This is a genomic window from Isoptericola sp. NPDC019693 (genome assembly GCF_044389085.1).
Lineage (GTDB): Bacteria > Actinomycetota > Actinomycetes > Actinomycetales > Cellulomonadaceae > Isoptericola.
The window spans coordinates 703,394-718,159 of the sequence record NZ_JBIRXP010000002.1; the positions used below are offsets into that span (position 1 = coordinate 703,394).

General features: G+C 77.7%; 12 protein-coding genes. 9 read left to right on the forward strand and 3 right to left on the reverse strand.

Annotation, left to right across the window (positions count from 1 at the left end; genetic code table 11):
• Window positions 1-93 precede the first annotated feature (93 nt).
• The 5 genes from ACH436_RS08595 (at window position 94) to ACH436_RS08615 (ending at window position 5,918) form a co-directional block, all read left to right on the forward strand.
• Complete coding sequence (locus ACH436_RS08595) at window positions 94-1,785, forward strand: DUF2142 domain-containing protein (protein ID WP_430559773.1); 1,692 nt, start codon at window positions 94-96, stop codon at window positions 1,783-1,785.
• Complete coding sequence (locus tag ACH436_RS08600; protein ID WP_430559774.1) at window positions 1,782-2,864, forward strand: glycosyltransferase family 2 protein; 1,083 nt, start codon at window positions 1,782-1,784, stop codon at window positions 2,862-2,864. Before ACH436_RS08595 ends, ACH436_RS08600 begins: the two co-directional genes overlap by 4 nt.
• Window positions 2,861-4,009, forward strand: a complete 1,149-nt coding sequence (locus ACH436_RS08605; RefSeq protein ID WP_430559775.1) for a glycosyltransferase — start codon at window positions 2,861-2,863, stop codon at window positions 4,007-4,009. Before ACH436_RS08600 ends, ACH436_RS08605 begins: the two co-directional genes overlap by 4 nt.
• Window positions 4,006-5,022 carry a lysylphosphatidylglycerol synthase domain-containing protein gene (locus ACH436_RS08610; protein WP_430559776.1) on the forward strand — a complete coding sequence of 339 codons (1,017 nt, stop codon included), beginning with the start codon at window positions 4,006-4,008 and terminating at the stop codon, window positions 5,020-5,022. The genes ACH436_RS08605 and ACH436_RS08610 overlap by 4 nt, the downstream gene beginning before the upstream one ends.
• Window positions 5,023-5,162: 140 nt before the next feature.
• A complete protein-coding gene (locus ACH436_RS08615) occupies window positions 5,163-5,918 on the forward strand; it encodes a class I SAM-dependent methyltransferase (RefSeq protein ID WP_430559777.1) in 756 nt (251 codons plus the stop codon).
• A 16-nt stretch (window positions 5,919-5,934) separates the two neighbouring features.
• Here ACH436_RS08615 and ACH436_RS08620 read toward each other — a convergent pair whose 3' ends face one another.
• Window positions 5,935-6,699 (reverse strand): TIGR03089 family protein, encoded by a 765-nt coding sequence (locus ACH436_RS08620; protein WP_430559778.1) that lies wholly within the window; start codon window positions 6,697-6,699, stop codon window positions 5,935-5,937.
• Window positions 6,700-6,860: 161 nt separating this feature from the next.
• Here ACH436_RS08620 and ACH436_RS08625 point away from each other — a divergent pair, with 161 nt between their 5' ends.
• The 3 genes from ACH436_RS08625 to ACH436_RS08635 all read left to right on the forward strand — a co-directional run bounded on the left by ACH436_RS08625 (window position 6,861) and on the right by ACH436_RS08635 (window position 12,436).
• A complete protein-coding gene (locus ACH436_RS08625; RefSeq protein WP_430559888.1) occupies window positions 6,861-7,199 on the forward strand; it encodes a WhiB family transcriptional regulator in 339 nt (112 codons plus the stop codon).
• Window positions 7,200-7,286: 87 nt separating this feature from the next.
• Complete coding sequence (locus tag ACH436_RS08630) at window positions 7,287-10,676, forward strand: glycosyltransferase (protein WP_430559779.1); 3,390 nt, start codon at window positions 7,287-7,289, stop codon at window positions 10,674-10,676.
• A complete protein-coding gene (locus ACH436_RS08635) occupies window positions 10,673-12,436 on the forward strand; it encodes a DUF5719 family protein (protein WP_430559780.1) in 1,764 nt (587 codons plus the stop codon). Before ACH436_RS08630 ends, ACH436_RS08635 begins: the two co-directional genes overlap by 4 nt.
• Before the next feature lie 23 nt (window positions 12,437-12,459).
• On the opposite strand, the gene ACH436_RS08640 is transcribed toward ACH436_RS08635, so the two are convergent.
• Entirely contained in the window at window positions 12,460-12,942 is a 483-nt protein-coding gene (locus tag ACH436_RS08640; RefSeq protein WP_430559781.1) for a metallopeptidase family protein, read from the reverse strand.
• 141 nt (window positions 12,943-13,083) lie between these two features.
• Here ACH436_RS08640 and ACH436_RS08645 point away from each other — a divergent pair, with 141 nt between their 5' ends.
• Window positions 13,084-13,440: a DUF3499 domain-containing protein gene (locus ACH436_RS08645; RefSeq protein ID WP_430559782.1), complete on the forward strand. Its 357-nt coding sequence runs from the start codon at window positions 13,084-13,086 to the stop codon at window positions 13,438-13,440.
• 25 nt (window positions 13,441-13,465) lie between these two features.
• On the opposite strand, the gene manA is transcribed toward ACH436_RS08645, so the two are convergent.
• Complete coding sequence (gene manA, locus ACH436_RS08650; protein WP_430559783.1) at window positions 13,466-14,674, reverse strand: mannose-6-phosphate isomerase, class I; 1,209 nt, start codon at window positions 14,672-14,674, stop codon at window positions 13,466-13,468.
• Window positions 14,675-14,766 lie beyond the last annotated feature (92 nt).

A 14,766-nucleotide genomic window follows, 5' to 3' on the forward strand; every position in this document is an offset into this window, starting at 1 on the left:
GGCGGGCGGACGGCGGATGACGAGCGGGCGAACCCTCGCCCGTCGCCGCGACGGCACCGCGCCGGTGCGCACCCCGTGGGAGACACTGGGGTCGTGACGGACACGACGCCGCACGCGCGCCCGGCTCCCGCGGCGACCGGCACCCCTGACCCCCGCACGGGCACCGCGCGACCCCCCGCCGGACGGCGCTACCGGCGCGCCGTCGCCGTGCTGACGCTCGTCGTCGCGGCGTGGACGGTCGTGTGGGCCGTGGTCACGCCGATGTTCCGCTCGCCCGACGAGCAGAACCACGTCAACAGCGTGCTGCGGATCGCGTACGGCGGCGGCTGGCCGCCCCCGGGGGACGCCTACTTCTCCCCGGCGATCACCGCCGCCGTGGACGAGGCCGCCTACCCCGCCGACCTGCCGGGACGGTGGCAGCACCGCGAGGACGCGCGCCAGTTCGTCGACGTCGTGCCCGTGCCGCGCGAGGACCGCACGCGCCTCGACGCGGGCAACGCCCTCGGGGACGCGACGTCGGGCACCGAGGTGGACCAGATGACGCAGCACCCGCCCGCGTACTACGCGCTGGGCGCCGGCCTGCTGCACGTCACGGGCCTCACGGACGCACGCTGGGACCAGATCACCCTGGCGCTCCGGCTGCTGGACGCCGTGCTGCTCGCGCTCGTCGTGCCGCTCGCGGCCGGGTCCGCGCGCCGCGCCACGGGCTCGCCGTCCGCAGGTCTCGTCGCCGGGGCGTTCCCCCTCCTGCTGCCGCAGCTCGGCCACGTCATGGGGGCCGTGAACAACGACGCGCTCGTCGTCCTCGCGTGCGCCGCCGCGACCTACCTCGCCGTGCGGGTGGTCACGGGCGACCTGCGCTCGCGCGTGGCCGTGGCGATCGGCGTCGTCCTCGGCCTGGGGCTGCTCACCAAGGTGATGCTGGCGTTCGCCGTGCCCATGGTCGTCGCGGCCTACGCGCTGGCGCGGGGCCGCCGCTGGCCCGGACGGCTCGGCCGCCTCGCCGTCGCCGGCGCGGTGACCCTCGCCGTCGGCGGGTGGTGGTGGGTGCGCAACGTGCTCACCCTCGGCGCCGTGCAGCCCGTCGGCCGCCCCCGCGAGCTGAGCATCCTCGCGACCGTGCCCGACGCCGACGTCCCGTCGATCATCGCGGGCCGGCTCGCCCAGTCGTTCTTCGGCAACCTGTCGTGGCTCGAGGTGCACGTCGCCGGCGCGTGGGTCGTCTGGGGCACGGTGGCCCTGGCGGCCGCGTCCCTCGTGGCGATCGTCCTGCCGGGGGCGCGCCGCACCGCCGTCGTCGTGCTGCTCACCCCCGCGGCGCTCGCGGCCGGGGTCGCGTACAACGCATGGGACTTCCACGCCGAGACCGGGCGCCTGGTCGCGATCCAGGGCCGGTACGTGTTCGGCGGGGTCGCGGCGCTCGCGACGGCGGTGGCGATCGCCTGCTGGCAGCTCGCGCGCAGGTCCGACCGGCGCCTCGCGCGCGGCGTCCCGGTCGCGGTGACGCTCTCCCTCGCCGCGGCCGTCGGGGGCCTGGTGTGGGCGTTCGGGGCGTTCTACCGCGGCCCCGGCGAGGCCTTCGGGGACGCCGTGGACCGGTGGCTGGCCTGGAGCCCGCTCCCGGAGCCCGCCCTCGTCGCCCTGCTCGCGGTGGCGGCCCTCATCATGCTGGGGGGCCTGCTCACGGGGCTCCTGTGGCCCCGTAGACTCGCCGCGTCGTCGATCGACCCGGCCCCCGGCACCCTGTCGCCGGCGGTTCCCGGCGCCCCGAAGGATGCGCGATGAAGCTCTTCGTCCAGATCCCGTGCCTCGACGAGGCCGGGACGCTCCCGCTCGTGCTCGCGACGATCCCGCGCGAGGTCGAGGGGTTCGACAGCGTCGAGGTCCTCGTGATCGACGACGGGTCGACGGACGGCACCGCGGAGGTCGCGCGCCGCCTGGGCGTGCGGCACGTCGTGCGGCACACCAGCACGAGGGGGCTGGCCCGGTCGTTCCGCGACGGCGTCGACTACGCGCTCGCCCACGGGGCCGACGTCGTGGTCAACACCGACGGCGACAACCAGTACCCGTCGGAGCGCATCGGCGACCTCGTCGCGCCGATCGTCGCGGGGGAGGCGGACATCGTCGTCGCCGACCGGCAGACCGCGACCATCGAGCACTTCTCCCCGTTCAAGAAGCGCATGCAGCGCTTCGGCAGCCGGGTGGTCAGCGCCGCGGCCGGGACGTCGTTGCCCGACGCCGCGAGCGGCTTCCGCGCCTACTCGCGCGCCGCGCTGCTGCGGCTCAACGTGGTGACCCAGTTCAGCTACACCATGGAGACGATCATCCAGGCGGGGAACAAGCGCCTGCGGATCGCGAGCCTGCCGATCACCACCAACCCGAAGACGCGCGAGTCGCGGCTGTTCAGCAACATCTGGCAGCACATGAGCAGGTCCGGGCGGGCCATCGTGCGCTCGGCGATCATGTTCCGCCCGCACCTGGTGTTCCTCACGCTCTTCGCCGTGTTCTTCGTCGCGGCGGCGGTGCCCGCCGTCCGGTTCCTCGTCTTCCTCGCCCAGGGGGACGCCGGCGGCCACGTGCAGTCGCTCGTCTTTGCCGGCGCGATGCTCGTCGGCGCGCTCCTGTGCCTCGCGCTGCTCGTCATCGCCGACCTGCTGCGCACCAACCGCACCCTGATGGAGGAGACCCTCGAGCGGGTCAAGGAACTCCAGTACGGCCCGCGGCCCTGCGACGGCGCTGACGACGGTTCCCACGATGCTGCCCAGGACGGCGCCGCCGCGGCCGTCGCCCGGGACGCGGTGCGGGACGGCGCGCGGCACGACGCGCAGCACGACGCGCGGGACGACGAGGACGCGCACGCGTGATCGTCGCGTTCGGCACGTACGACGCCGACCGGCACCCGCGCGTCGGCGTGCTCGTCGACGGTCTGCGCGCCCACGGGTACACCGTCCGCGAGCTCGACCGGCCGCTCGGCCTCAGCACGGCCGCGCGGGTGCGGATGCTTCGCCAGCCGTGGCGCCTGCCCGGCCTGCTGGTGCGGCTGCTGCGCTGCTGGGCGTTGCTGCTGGGCGACGTCGTGCGCCACCGGCGGGCGCACGGCCGCCCCGACGCGGTGCTCGTCGGGTACCTCGGCCACTTCGACGTCGTGCTCGCGCGCCTGCTCTTCGGCCGCACGCCGGTGCTGCTGGACCACCTCGTCTTCGCGGCCGACACCGCCACGGACCGCGGCGCGCGCGGGGCCCGCGTGGCGCTGCTGCGCGGGCTCGACCGCCTCGCCACGTCGTGCGCGGACGTCGTGCTGCTCGACACCCCCGAGCACCTGCGGATGCTCGGCGAGCTCGCGGGATCCCGGGGCGCCCGGGGGCTGGTCGTGCCCGTCGGCGCGCCGCAGGCCTGGTTCGACGCCGCCCCCGTCGACGAGGCCGCGCCGGACGACGCCCGCACGCTGCGCGTCGTGTTCTTCGGCCTGTTCACCCCGCTGCAGGGCACCGACGTGCTGGCCGAGGCCCTCGCCAACGCCCTGCCCCGGGCGGCCGCGGAGCAGGCGCGCGGCGGGCACGGGCTGGAGGCCACGCTCGTCGGGTCCGGCCAGGACCTGCCGGCCGTCCGGGAGCGGCTGCGCGGCCTGCCCGGGATCACGTGGCGCGACTGGGTGGAGCCCGCCGACCTGCCCGCCCTCGTCGCGGCCCACGACGTCTGCCTCGGGATCTTCTCCACCACTCCGAAGGGGCTGCGCGTCGTGCCGAACAAGGTCTTCCAGGGGCTGGCGGCCGGCTGCGTGGTGGTCACCTCCGGCACGGAGCCGCAGCGGCGGCTGCTGGGCGACCACCTGGAGCTCGTCCCGCCCGGCGACCCGGCGGCGCTCGCTGACCGGCTGCTCGCCCTGCGCGACCCGGCCGCCCTCGCCGCGGCCCGCGCCCGCGCGGCCGCCGGGCGCGACCTCGCCCGGCCCGCCGCCGTCGTCCGTCCGCTGGTCCGGCTGCTCCGGGAGCGCGGGGTGCGGCCGTGACGCGGGAGTCGACGGGGGACGCGACGGGCGACGCGACCGGCGATGCGACCGGCGGCCCGGCGGGTGGTGCGACGGGTGACGCCGGCGCGTCGTCCGGGCGCCTCGCCCGGGTGCTCGCGGTGCTGCGGTCGCCGTGGGTGCGCTGGGGCTTCCTCCTCGTGGCGCTCGGGCTGGCGGTCTACGCCGTCGTGGCGGCGGGGGACGACCTCGCCCGCGCGGCCGCCGAGCTCTCCTGGCAGCGGCTCGCCGTCGCGCTCGTCCTGTCCGTCGCGTTCGTGCTGTGCACGTTCGTCGCGTGGCGCGTCGTGCTCGCCGACCTCGGCGCCCCGACCGGCCTGCGGGTCGCGCTGCGGGTTTTCGGCCTGAGCCAGCTCGGCAAGTACGTGCCGGGCGGGGTGTGGAACGTCGTCGCGGCCGCAGAGCTCGGCGTCGACCACGGCATCGCGCGCCGCACCTCCGTGACGACGACGGCGGTCGCGACGCTCGTCGGCGTCGTCTCCGGGGCGGTCGTCGGGCTGGTCGCGCTGCCGTTCGTCGCGACGGGTGCGCTCGGCGCCGCGGGGCCGGTGCTGTGGGCGCTGCCCGCGGTCGCCGTGGTCCTGCTGCCGCCCGTGCTCAACCGCCTGGTCGCGTGGGCGCTGCGGGTCGCACGCCGGCCGCCGCTCGACCGTCCCCTCGGGTGGCGCGGGCTCGGCGCCGCGACGCTGTGGTCCGTCGCCGGGTGGCTGCTCGCCGGTGCGCAGGTGTGGGTGCTCGCCGTCGGTCTCGGCATGCCGGCCGACGCACGTGGTGTCGCCCTCGCCGTCGGCGGCTACGCGCTGGCCTGGGTGGTCGGCTTCCTCGTGGTGGTCGTGCCCGCCGGTGCGGGTGCGCGCGAGCTGGTGCTGCTCGCCGTGCTTGCGGGGGCCCTGCCGCACGCCGCCGTCCTGCTGCTGGTGCTGGTCAGCCGTGTCCTGGTGACGCTCGCCGACCTCGCGCTCGCGGGGCTCGGCGCGCTCGCCCGCCCGCGGTAGCTCGCGGCGGCGCCGAGGCGGGCACCGTCCGCGCGGCGGGTGCCGCTGCGGCCGTGGTCCTGGCAGGCTGGACACGGCCGCCGCCGAGCGGTGACCACGCTGGACGCCGCTGCCCGAGCCTCGAGGACGAAGGAACGCCCGTGCCGAACCGCGCCCCCGCCCTGCCCCCGCTCACGCTGTACGGCAGCCTGCGGTGGGACGTCGTGGAACCGCTGCTGCCGGGCGCCACCGGCCGCGTGCTCGAGGTGGGCTGCGGCCAGGGCGCCGTCGGGGTGCGGCTCGCCGCCCGCGCCGCGGCGTACACGGGCGTCGAGCTCGACGCGGACAGCGCCCGCACCGCCGAGCAGCGCCTCGTCGACGCGGGGGTGAGGGGCACCGTCGTGCACGGGCCGCTCGACTCCCTGCCCGCCGCCGAGCGCTTCGACCTGGTGTGCGCGTTCGAGGTGATCGAGCACATCGAGGACGACGCCGCCGCGCTGCGGGAGTGGGCCGCGCGGCTGCGCCCCGGGGGCACGCTCCTGCTGTCCACCCCGGCGTGGCAGCGCCGCTTCGGCCCCATGGACGAGGCCGTCGGCCACTTCCGGCGCTACGACCCCGCCGACCTCGTCGCGCTGCTGCGCGACGCCGGACTGGCCGACGTCGGGCTGCGCCTGTACGGCGTCCCGCTCGGGTACGCCCTGGAGGGGGCGCGCAACCAGCTCGCGCGCCGCCGTCCCGGCCTGCGCGAGGAGGGCAGCACCGCCGACCGCACCGCCCGCAGCGGCCGGTTGTTCCAGCCGTCGACGGCGGCGCAGGGTGCGCTCGTGGCCGCGGCGACCTGGCCGTTCCGCGTCGCGCAGCGCGCGTTCCCCCGCACCGGCCCCGGCCTGGTCGCCTGGGGCCGCGCCGCCTCCTGAGCCGGCGTCGTGACGGTCAGGCCGTGATGCGCTCGGTCTCGCGCAGGCGCTCCAGGCGGGCCGGGTCGGCGGCGAGCTCGGCCGCGGTGGCCGCGGACGCGAGCACCACCGAGCCGTCGGCGGCCCAGACGGCGAGGAGCTCGCGCAGCAGGGGGCCGAGCGGGCGGGCGCCGTCGACGAGCACGCGGGCGCCGGGCGTGCCGCCGTCGGGCACCAGGTCGGCGAACGCGACCTGACCGGCAGTCGCGCCGGCGTCGAGCGCCACGGCGGCCGCGTCCGTCTCGGGGGCCCACCCGATGACGTCGCCGTAGGTCATGACGGCGCCCGCGGCGTCGACGGCGCCGGGCGGCAGGTCGCCGTCGAACGACCGTGCCAGGGCGGGCAGGGCGACGGCGACGAGGTCGGCGGCGCCCGGACCCGTCAGCACGGGAGCCCACGCGGCGGGCCGGGAGGTGACGACGACGTCGCCGGCCGTCTCGGGGGAGGCGCCCGCGAGCTCCACGGTCGCGCCGCAGCGCCAGGCGGCCAGCGACCACAGCACGCTGCGCCAGTGGGCCGGCAGGTCGAGAGTCACGACCGTCCCCGGCGCGGCGTCGAACTCCTCCACGAGGAGGTTCACGGTCTTGCTCACCCAGTTCTGCAGGACGGCGCCGGAGAGCTCGACGCGCTCGCCGCCGTCGCCGTACCACGTGAGGCGGGGACGCCCCGGGTCCGACAGGACGCGCGCGAGCACCTGGGAGATCGTCGTGGGGGTGCGGCCGGACGTCGGAGGGAGATTCACGCAGGTCAGCCTACGAGCGCGCGGCCGGCCCGGGAGGACGGGCATGTGAATGGCCAGTGGAGATCGCAATCACTAGCACATTTCGACTTGACGCCTCCGAAGGACACGCGTGTAATTCCAGGTATGCAGTTTCCCTAGAGAACGGCATGGAGGGGCACGCCATGTGGAACTTGCTCGATGGGGACCGGGGGGTCTTCCCGTCAGATGTCGGCCGTGAGCCCGAGCGCGTAGCGCCGGTGCTCCCGCTGTTCGGCGACGCAACGACGACCGACGACGAGACGCTCCTGGGATGGCAGGAACGAGCACTGTGCGCTCAGACCGACCCTGAGGCCTTCTTCCCGGAGAAGGGCGGGTCCACGCGTGAGGCCAAGAAGGTCTGCACGTCCTGCGAGGTCCGGGCCGAGTGCCTGGACTACGCGCTCGCGAACGACGAACGGTTCGGCATCTGGGGCGGGCTCTCCGAGCGCGAGCGGCGCAAGCTGAAGCGCCGCGCCGTCTGACCTGAGGTCCGCGGGACGTCCGGCCCGACACGCTCGGGACGGATATCCCACGACCGGATCGGGGCCCGACGCATCATGGCGGGCAGGATGACTGCTCCGCACCCGATCCCAGCCCGCCCCGGCGGCGAGGTCGCCCCCACGGGCGCGACCGTCGCCGTCGCGCCCGCCGGCGACCGCACGCTCGACGGCACCGGTGCCGTCCCCCTGGTGGTCACCGTGACGGCCGTGGTCGTCACCCGCGGGCGCACCCGCTTCCTCGACGCCACGCTCGACGCGCTCGCGCGCCAGGAGCGCGCGGCCGACGAGGTCGTCGTGGTGGACGTCGGCGCCGCGGAGTCCACCGCCCACCCTGACCTCCGCCTCGGCGGTGCCCGCTTCGTCGCGGCGGCGGGGGCGCGCAGCCTCGGCGAGGCCGTGGACCGCGCCCAGGAGGTCGTGGGCGTCCCGGAGACCGGCTGGCTGTGGATCCTGCACGACGACTCCGCGCCCGAGCCCGGCGCCCTGTCGCGCCTGCTGCGCGCCGTCGAGCACTCGAGCGCCGTGGCGGTCGCGGGCTGCAAGCAGCGTCGCTGGCCGGTCGACGCCGACGGCACCCCTGCCGCCGACGCCAGCATGCTCGTCGAGGTGGGCAGCACGGTCTCGCCGCTCGGGCGGCGGATGACCGGCATCGACGACACCGAGATCGACCAGGGGCAGCACGACGCGCGCGAGGACGTGCTCGCCGTCGGGCTCGCCGGGGCGCTGGTGCGGGCGCACGTGTGGGCCGAGCTGGGCGGGACCGACCCCGAGCTGGGGCCGTTCGGCGACGGCCTCGACCTGTGCCGGCGGGCCCGGCTGGCCGGGCACCGCGTGGTGGTGGTGCCCGACGCCGTGGTCAAGCACGCGCAGGCCTCGCTGCTGGGGCTGCGCGGCCGTGACGTCCCGGTGCCCGACCTCGAGGCGTCGCGGTACGCCCGCCGGCGCAGCCAGCTCTACCTGCGCCTCGTCGAGGCGCCCCTGCCCCTGCTGCCCGTGGTCTGGCTCGCCACCCTGGTGTGGGCGCCGTTCGCGGCCATGTACCGGCTGGCTCTCAAGCGGCCGGCGCACGCCCGGGACGAGCTCGTGGCGGCCGTGGTCACGGCGCTGCGCCTGGTGCCGCTCTACCGTGCCCGACGGCGCGCGGCCCGCACCCGGCGCCTCCCGCGCCGTGTCCTGGCACCGTTGCTCGGCACCTGGCGGCAGGTGGCCGGCGAGCGCCGCGACGCGCGCCTGGCCCGCGCCGAGGCGCAGCGTGCCCGGTGGGCGCCGAGCGAGCTGGAGCGGGCCGACCTGCGCCGGCTCGGCAGGACCCGCCGCGCGGTGCTGGCCGTCGTGCTGGTGAGCGTGGTGGCGCTCGACGTCGCCCTCTTCGGCCCCTGGCAGGGTGTGCTGGCGGACGGCGGTCGCGTCGTGGGCGGCGGGCTGCTGCCGGCGCCCGGCACCGTGGGCGACGTGTGGGAGGCGGCGACGTCGGGCTGGGTGCGCGACGGTCTCGGGGTCCGCGCGCCGGCCGACCCGCTGCTGCTGTCCCTCACCGCGTTCGCCGTGCTGGCGGGCGGCGGACTGCAGACGGCGGTGAACGCCCTGGTCCTGGTCGCGCTGCCGCTGGCCGCCCTCGGCGGCTGGTTCGCGGCGGGCGGCCTGACGCGGTCGGTCGTGGTGCGGGCGGTGGCCGCCCTCGCCTGGGCTGCCGCTCCCGGCTTCCTCGCCTCCCTCGGCTCCGGGCGGCTGGGCGCGGTCGTCGTGCACCTCACGCTGCCGTGGCTGCTCGTCGCCGTGCTGCGCACCGTGGGCGTGCAGGCGCGCGACGTCGCGCTCGCGCCGGGACGTCGCCGCGGGTCCCTGGGTGCCGCCGGGGCTGCCGGCCTCCTGCTGGCCGTCGCGGTGTGCGCCGCCCCGGTGCTGCTCCCGGTGGCGGTGGTGCTGATCGGCGTCGCCGCGCTGCTGGTGCGCCGGTCGTGGCGCGCGCTGCTGCTCGTGCTGCTGCCGGCCGTGGTGGTGCCGCTGCCGTTCTGGGGCGAGGTGCTCGGAGCGTGGTCGGACGGCGGGTGGCGCCTGCTCGTGGCCGAGCCGGGAGCCCCCCTGGTCGCGTCCGGCACGCCCACGGCGGTCCAGCTGCTGCTGGGCCTGCCGGGGGAGACCGCCTGGTTCGAGCCGTGGCTGGGGACCGACGGTGCGCTCGGCCGCGCCGCCGTGGTCGCCCCTGCGCTGCTCGGCGGCGCCGTCCTGGTGCTGGCGGCCGTCGCCCTGGTGCGCCCCCGGGCGGTGCGGGGGGTGCGGCTGGCGTGGCTGGCCGGGGCGGCGGGGCTGACGACGGCGGTCGTGGCCGTCGCGACGGCCGTGGCCAGCGGGTCCGCGGCCGACGGTACGGCCGCGAGCGTGACCGGCTGGCCCGGCGTCGGGCTCTCCGTGCTGCTGCTCGCGCTGGGCGCGGCGGCGATCTGCGCGCTGCCGTCGTTCGGCCGGCTGCCGACGGCGGCCCCCCGCGACCACGGGGACGAGGAGCCACGACGCGCGCGGCGGGTCGCGTCCGCGGGCGTCGTCGCCGTCGCCGTGGTGGCGCTCGCGCTCCCCGTGGCGCAGCTCGCGTCCTGGGCGCTCGGCTCCACCGGCGGCGGCGCGGTGGGCGACCTGCGGGCGGCCGAGCCGGGCGTGGTGCCCGCCGTCGGCACGCAGATGCAGGAGCCGCCCCGCTCGGCGCGGGTGCTGCAGCTCGACCGGGTGCAGCCGGGCGGGGAGGCGGAACCGTCGGGCGCGGCGGTGGTCGACTACGCCCTGCTGCACGCGGACGGCACCCGGCTCGAGGACTCCTCCACCGTGGTGCGGGCGCGTTCCGCCGGCCTGGTCGGCGGCGGCGCGCGGAGCGACACCGCGGTGCTGGACCAGGTGGTGGCGGAGGTGGCGACCGGGCGGTCGACCGACGTCGCGGACCGGCTCGCGGCGCTCGGCATCGGTGCCGTGCAGGTCCCCGCGGGCGGTGACGCAGAGCTCGCCACCACGCTCGACCTCGTGCCGGGGCTCGCCCGCGTGACCGAGGAGGGCGCGCTCGTCTGGCGCGTCACGACCGACGGGCCCGCGCCGGGCTGGGCGACCGTGCTGAAGAACGACGGCACCGACGAGGACGGCGCGCCGAGCCCGTACTTCGCACCGGCCGACGCCGTGCGGACGGTGCCGTCGGACGGCTCGAGCGCCGCGACCCGGCTCGCCCCGGGCGGCGAGGACCGCACGCTGCGGCTCGCGGAGACGGCCGACCCCGGCTGGCGCGCGACGGTCGACGGCCGGCGCCTGGCGGCCGTGGACGCCGGGGGGACGCAGGCGTTCGCGGTCGGCCCGGCGGAGGGTCACCTGCGGGTGTCGTTCGAGACGCCGCACCGCACCGCGTGGCTCGCCGCGGCAGGCCTGGTGCTGCTGGTGCACGCGCTGCTGGCGCTGCCGGTCGGACGGCGGCGAGGGCGATGACGGCGCGCGAGGAGCGGCCGGCACACGACGCCCCGACCACCGCGCAGGAGGGCGGCGCGGAGCGCACGACGGGGCGCGGGTCGAAGCGCGGGACGGAGCGGGCGAGAACGCAGACCACCGGAGGGACGGGCCAGGACGTGCGGAAGACCCGGGTGCGCCGCGGCGTGCGCGCGACGGCGGCGGCGGTCACCGGGGTGGCGGCCGTCGGCGCGCTGGCGGCCGTGGCCGTGCTGGGCGACCAGTGGGCACAGTCGTGGACGGGCGCCGAGCAGCAGGCCGTGGCGGCGGGGACACGGAGCGTCGGGGTCCAGCCGGCGGACGCGACGCTCGTCTGCCCGGCGCCGGTCGCGCTGCCCGAGGGGGCCGACGTCGGGGACCAGCAGTTCGACGCCACGCCGGTGCCCACCACGAGCGGGCTGGGCGCTCTCGTGCTGGGGGAGGCCCGGGACGGCGCACGGACGACCGCTCTCGGGGGCAAGGACCCGCTGGCGCTCGACGCGGGCGACGACGTGGCCGCCTGGCAGGGCGACGTGAGCTCCACCCGCGTGCTGCAGGCCACCCCGGTGGCCGACGAGCCGTTCCGCGCGGCCGGCGCGATGGCCTCGGTCACGACGCAGGGCGACCTGCGCGGGCTGGGTGTCGGCGCCTGCACCGCGCCGTCGACGTCGCAGTGGCTGGTGGGCGGCAGCACGGAGGTGGGCTCGACCGCCACGCTCACGGTGCAGAACCCGTCGGAGCAGCCCGCGACGGTCGCCCTCGACGTGTACGGACCGGGGGGTCCGGTGGCGCTCGGCGGCCAGGGGACGTTCACCGTCGCGCCCCACGAGCAGGTCACGACGCGCCTGGAGTCCGTGGCCCCGGAGCAGGACCGCCTCGCGGTCAACGTGCGCGCGGCGGGGGCGCGGGTCAACGCGAGCCTGCAGACCCAGGCCATCGATGGCCTGCTGCCGGCCGGGGTGGACCTGCTGACCGCGGGTGCGTCGCCGCGCGGGTCGCTCGCGGTGGGTGGCGTGCTGAGCCGGGGCGAGGCGGTCGACGACCCGCACGCCCCGCGGCTGCGGCTCCTGGCGCCCGGCGAGCAGGGCGGGACGGCGCGGGTCACCGTGTACGGCCCGTCCGGGCCGGTGGTGCTGCGGGGGGCCGACGAGGTCGAGCTCGAGCCCGGCGTGGTGACCGACGTGCCGCTCGGCGGGCTGCCGGAGGGCGCGTACACGCTGGTCGTCGACGCGGACGTGCCGGTCGTGGGCGCGGCGCGCAGCGACCAGCCCGGCCAGCAGCCGGAGGACTCCGTGGTCGGCGGCACCCCGTACGACGTGGCGTGGTCGGCGGCCCAGCCGGTCGGCGCCCCGGGCGGGGCGGGGCCGGCGGGTCAGGTGGGCGTCCCGGGCGGGGTGCGCACGGGGCTCACCCTCGCCGCCGTGCCCGAGGACCGCGACCCCGACACCGATCCCGAGGGCTCGACGGCCGTGACCGTGCGGGCGTACGACGCGTCGGGTGCCGAGATCGGCAGCGACGACGTCGAGCTCACCGCGGGGGAGACCGCGGCCGTCGCGCTCGGCGACCTGGTGTCGGAGGGCACCGTGCCCGCCGGGGTGAGCGTCGACCGCGCCGACGGCGGCGGCCTGGCCGTCACGTGGTCGGCCGTGCTGCGCGCCGACGACGGCACCGCGGCCCCCGGGACGCTGCTGGCCGCGGTCGCCCCCACCGCGACGGTCACCACCCCCGGCGCCGTCGAGGTGCGCACCGTCGACGCCGGCTGACCCCGGGCCTGACAGCTCCGGGGTCAGGAGTCGTAGCCGGGGTCGATCTCCTCGGGGGTGCGGGCCAGGAGGTGCGCGACCTGCTCGACCACGACGTCGCGCACCAGGTCGGCGCGGTCGGTGTCGTCGGCGGCGCGGAAGTCCACCGGGCGGCGGTACACCACGACGCGTGCGGGCCGCCCGGACTCGGCGGGGAAGCAGCGCCCGAGGGGGACGCCGTCGGACTCCCACGGCGCAGGATCGGACGGCGGGACGTCCTCCACGGCGAACTCCGTGCCGGCGAGCTGCGGGCCCCAGCGGCGCTGCAGCAGCTCGACGACGTCGAGCACCAGGTCGTCGAACTGCTCCGCCCGGGTGCGGTAGGCCGGCGTCCCCGGCGGCAGGAGCGGCCCGCGCACCCCGCGGCCGCGGCGGTCGCGGCGGCGGACCGGCGGGACGGCGGCGGGGTCGGGTCCGGCCCCGGGACGGTGCTCGGGACGGTGCTCGGGGCTCGCGGCGTGGTGCACCCGTCGAGCCTATGCCGGGGCCGGGCGTGGCGCGGAGGCGGGTACCCCGGCGCGATCGTGGTGCGGTCACGGGGCGGTCACGACGGCCGCGGCCCGGCGAGCCCCGCGCACGGGTCGGCGCGGGCGGCGTATTCTCCCCGCGTGAGATCGGTGAGGCAGTGCTCGCGCACGGCATGCACGCATGCCGCCGTCGCGACGCTCACGTACGTGTACGCGGACTCCACGGCCGTGCTGGGTCCGCTCGCGCAGCACGCCGAGCCGCACAGCTACGACCTGTGCGCCCAGCACGCGGAAGGGTTGACCGCACCCCGCGGGTGGGAGGTCGTGCGCCTCACCCCCGCGTTCGAGGAGCCGGCGCCGTCGGCCGACGACCTGTCCGCGCTGGCGGAGGCCGTCCGCGAGGCCGGGCGGGTGCGTCAGGAGCCGGCGGGCGAGCCGTCGTCGGTCACCGAGACCGCCCGTCGCGGGCACCTGCGCGTGCTGCGCGAGGCCGACTGACGCGTCCCGGTCCTCCGCCGTCCGGTCAGGGGACCCACGCGCACACCGCGTGCCCCGACCCGGACAGCCGCAGCTCCCCGGCGGCGTGCGGGACGAAGACCGACGCGCCGCGGTGCAGCGTCGCGGGAGCGGGGCAGGCCTCGGCGGTGAGCTTGAGGTCTCCGGACAGGCACAGCACGATGCGAGGCCCCTCGGCGGGGAGCTCGACGTCCTCGGCCGGGTCGACGTCGGCCGCCGTGAGCGCGAACTCGCGCACCGGGGCGCGGTAGGTCGTCACCTGGCCCCGCCCGCCCGCGACCCGCGTGCGGGGCGGCTGCGGCGGGCGCGGCACGAACGACGCGCACTCGACGAGGGCGGCCTCGTCGACGAGCTTCGTGGTGAGGCCCGCCCGCAGCACGTTGTCCGACGACGCCATGATCTCGACCCCGAGCCCGGTGAGGTACGCGTGCACCTCGCCCGCCGGGAGGAAGAGGCCCTGACCGGGGTCGAGCGTGACGCGGTTCAGCAGGAGCGACGCGAGGGCCGCCGCGTCCCCGGGGTGCTGCTCCGCCAGCTGCAGCACGGTCGCGTCGGCGCGCGACGACGGCGAGCCCCCGGCCAGCCGCGCGGCGACCGACCCGACGGTGGTCGCGACGTCGGCCGCGGCGCCCGGGTCGCGGCGTGCCGCGACGATGCGGGAGAACGCGGCCTTGACGCCGGCGGGGGACCGGTCGGTGCGCAGGACGTCGCGCACGGCCGCCACGAGCCCGCCGTCGAGCCCGTCCAGGAGGTCGAGGACCGCGCGCGGCGCCCGGAAGCCCGCGAGCCCCTCGAACTCGGTGAGCGCGACGACCATCTCGGGCTTGTGCTGGTCGTCGTGGAACGAGCGTCCGGGGTCGCCCGGCGGCAGCCCCCGCCGGTTCTCGCGGTTGAACCCGGCGCGCGCCGCGTGCGGCTTGGGGTGCACCTGGAGCGACAGGGCGCGGTCCGCGGCGAGGACCTTGAGGAGGTAGGGGAGCCGGGGCCCGTACTCGTCGGCGACCCGGCGGCCCAGCATCGCGTCGGGCGCCGAGCGCACGAGCTCCAGCAGGGACCCGTCGCGGTCCACCCGTGACGGGGCGCTGGGGTGGGCGCCCAGCCACAGCTCGGCGGCGGGCGTGCCGTCCGGCTCGGTGCCCAGCAGGGCCTGGATCCGCGTGCGGGAGCCCCAGTCGGCGTGCTGGACGGTGTTCTCCAGCGGGTAGAGCTCGGGCACGGCACCACCCTTGCACACGCGCGCCCGCGCGGCGCCGCCCCGGCCGCAAGTCCGCCCGCAGAACCACCCGCTCACGACCGGGGGAGGCACGT

Bases quoted from the DNA above. Each gene is read 5' to 3' on its own strand.
- ACH436_RS08600 (WP_430559774.1), top strand. From the start codon at position 1,782: ATGAAGCTCTTCGTCCAGATCCCGTGCCTCGACGAGGCCGGGACGCTC.
- ACH436_RS08625 (WP_430559888.1), top strand. From the start codon at position 6,861: ATGTGGAACTTGCTCGATGGGGACCGGGGGGTCTTCCCGTCAGATGTC.
- ACH436_RS08630 (WP_430559779.1), top strand. From the start codon at position 7,287: ATGACTGCTCCGCACCCGATCCCAGCCCGCCCCGGCGGCGAGGTCGCC.
- ACH436_RS08635 (WP_430559780.1), top strand. From the start codon at position 10,673: ATGACGGCGCGCGAGGAGCGGCCGGCACACGACGCCCCGACCACCGCG.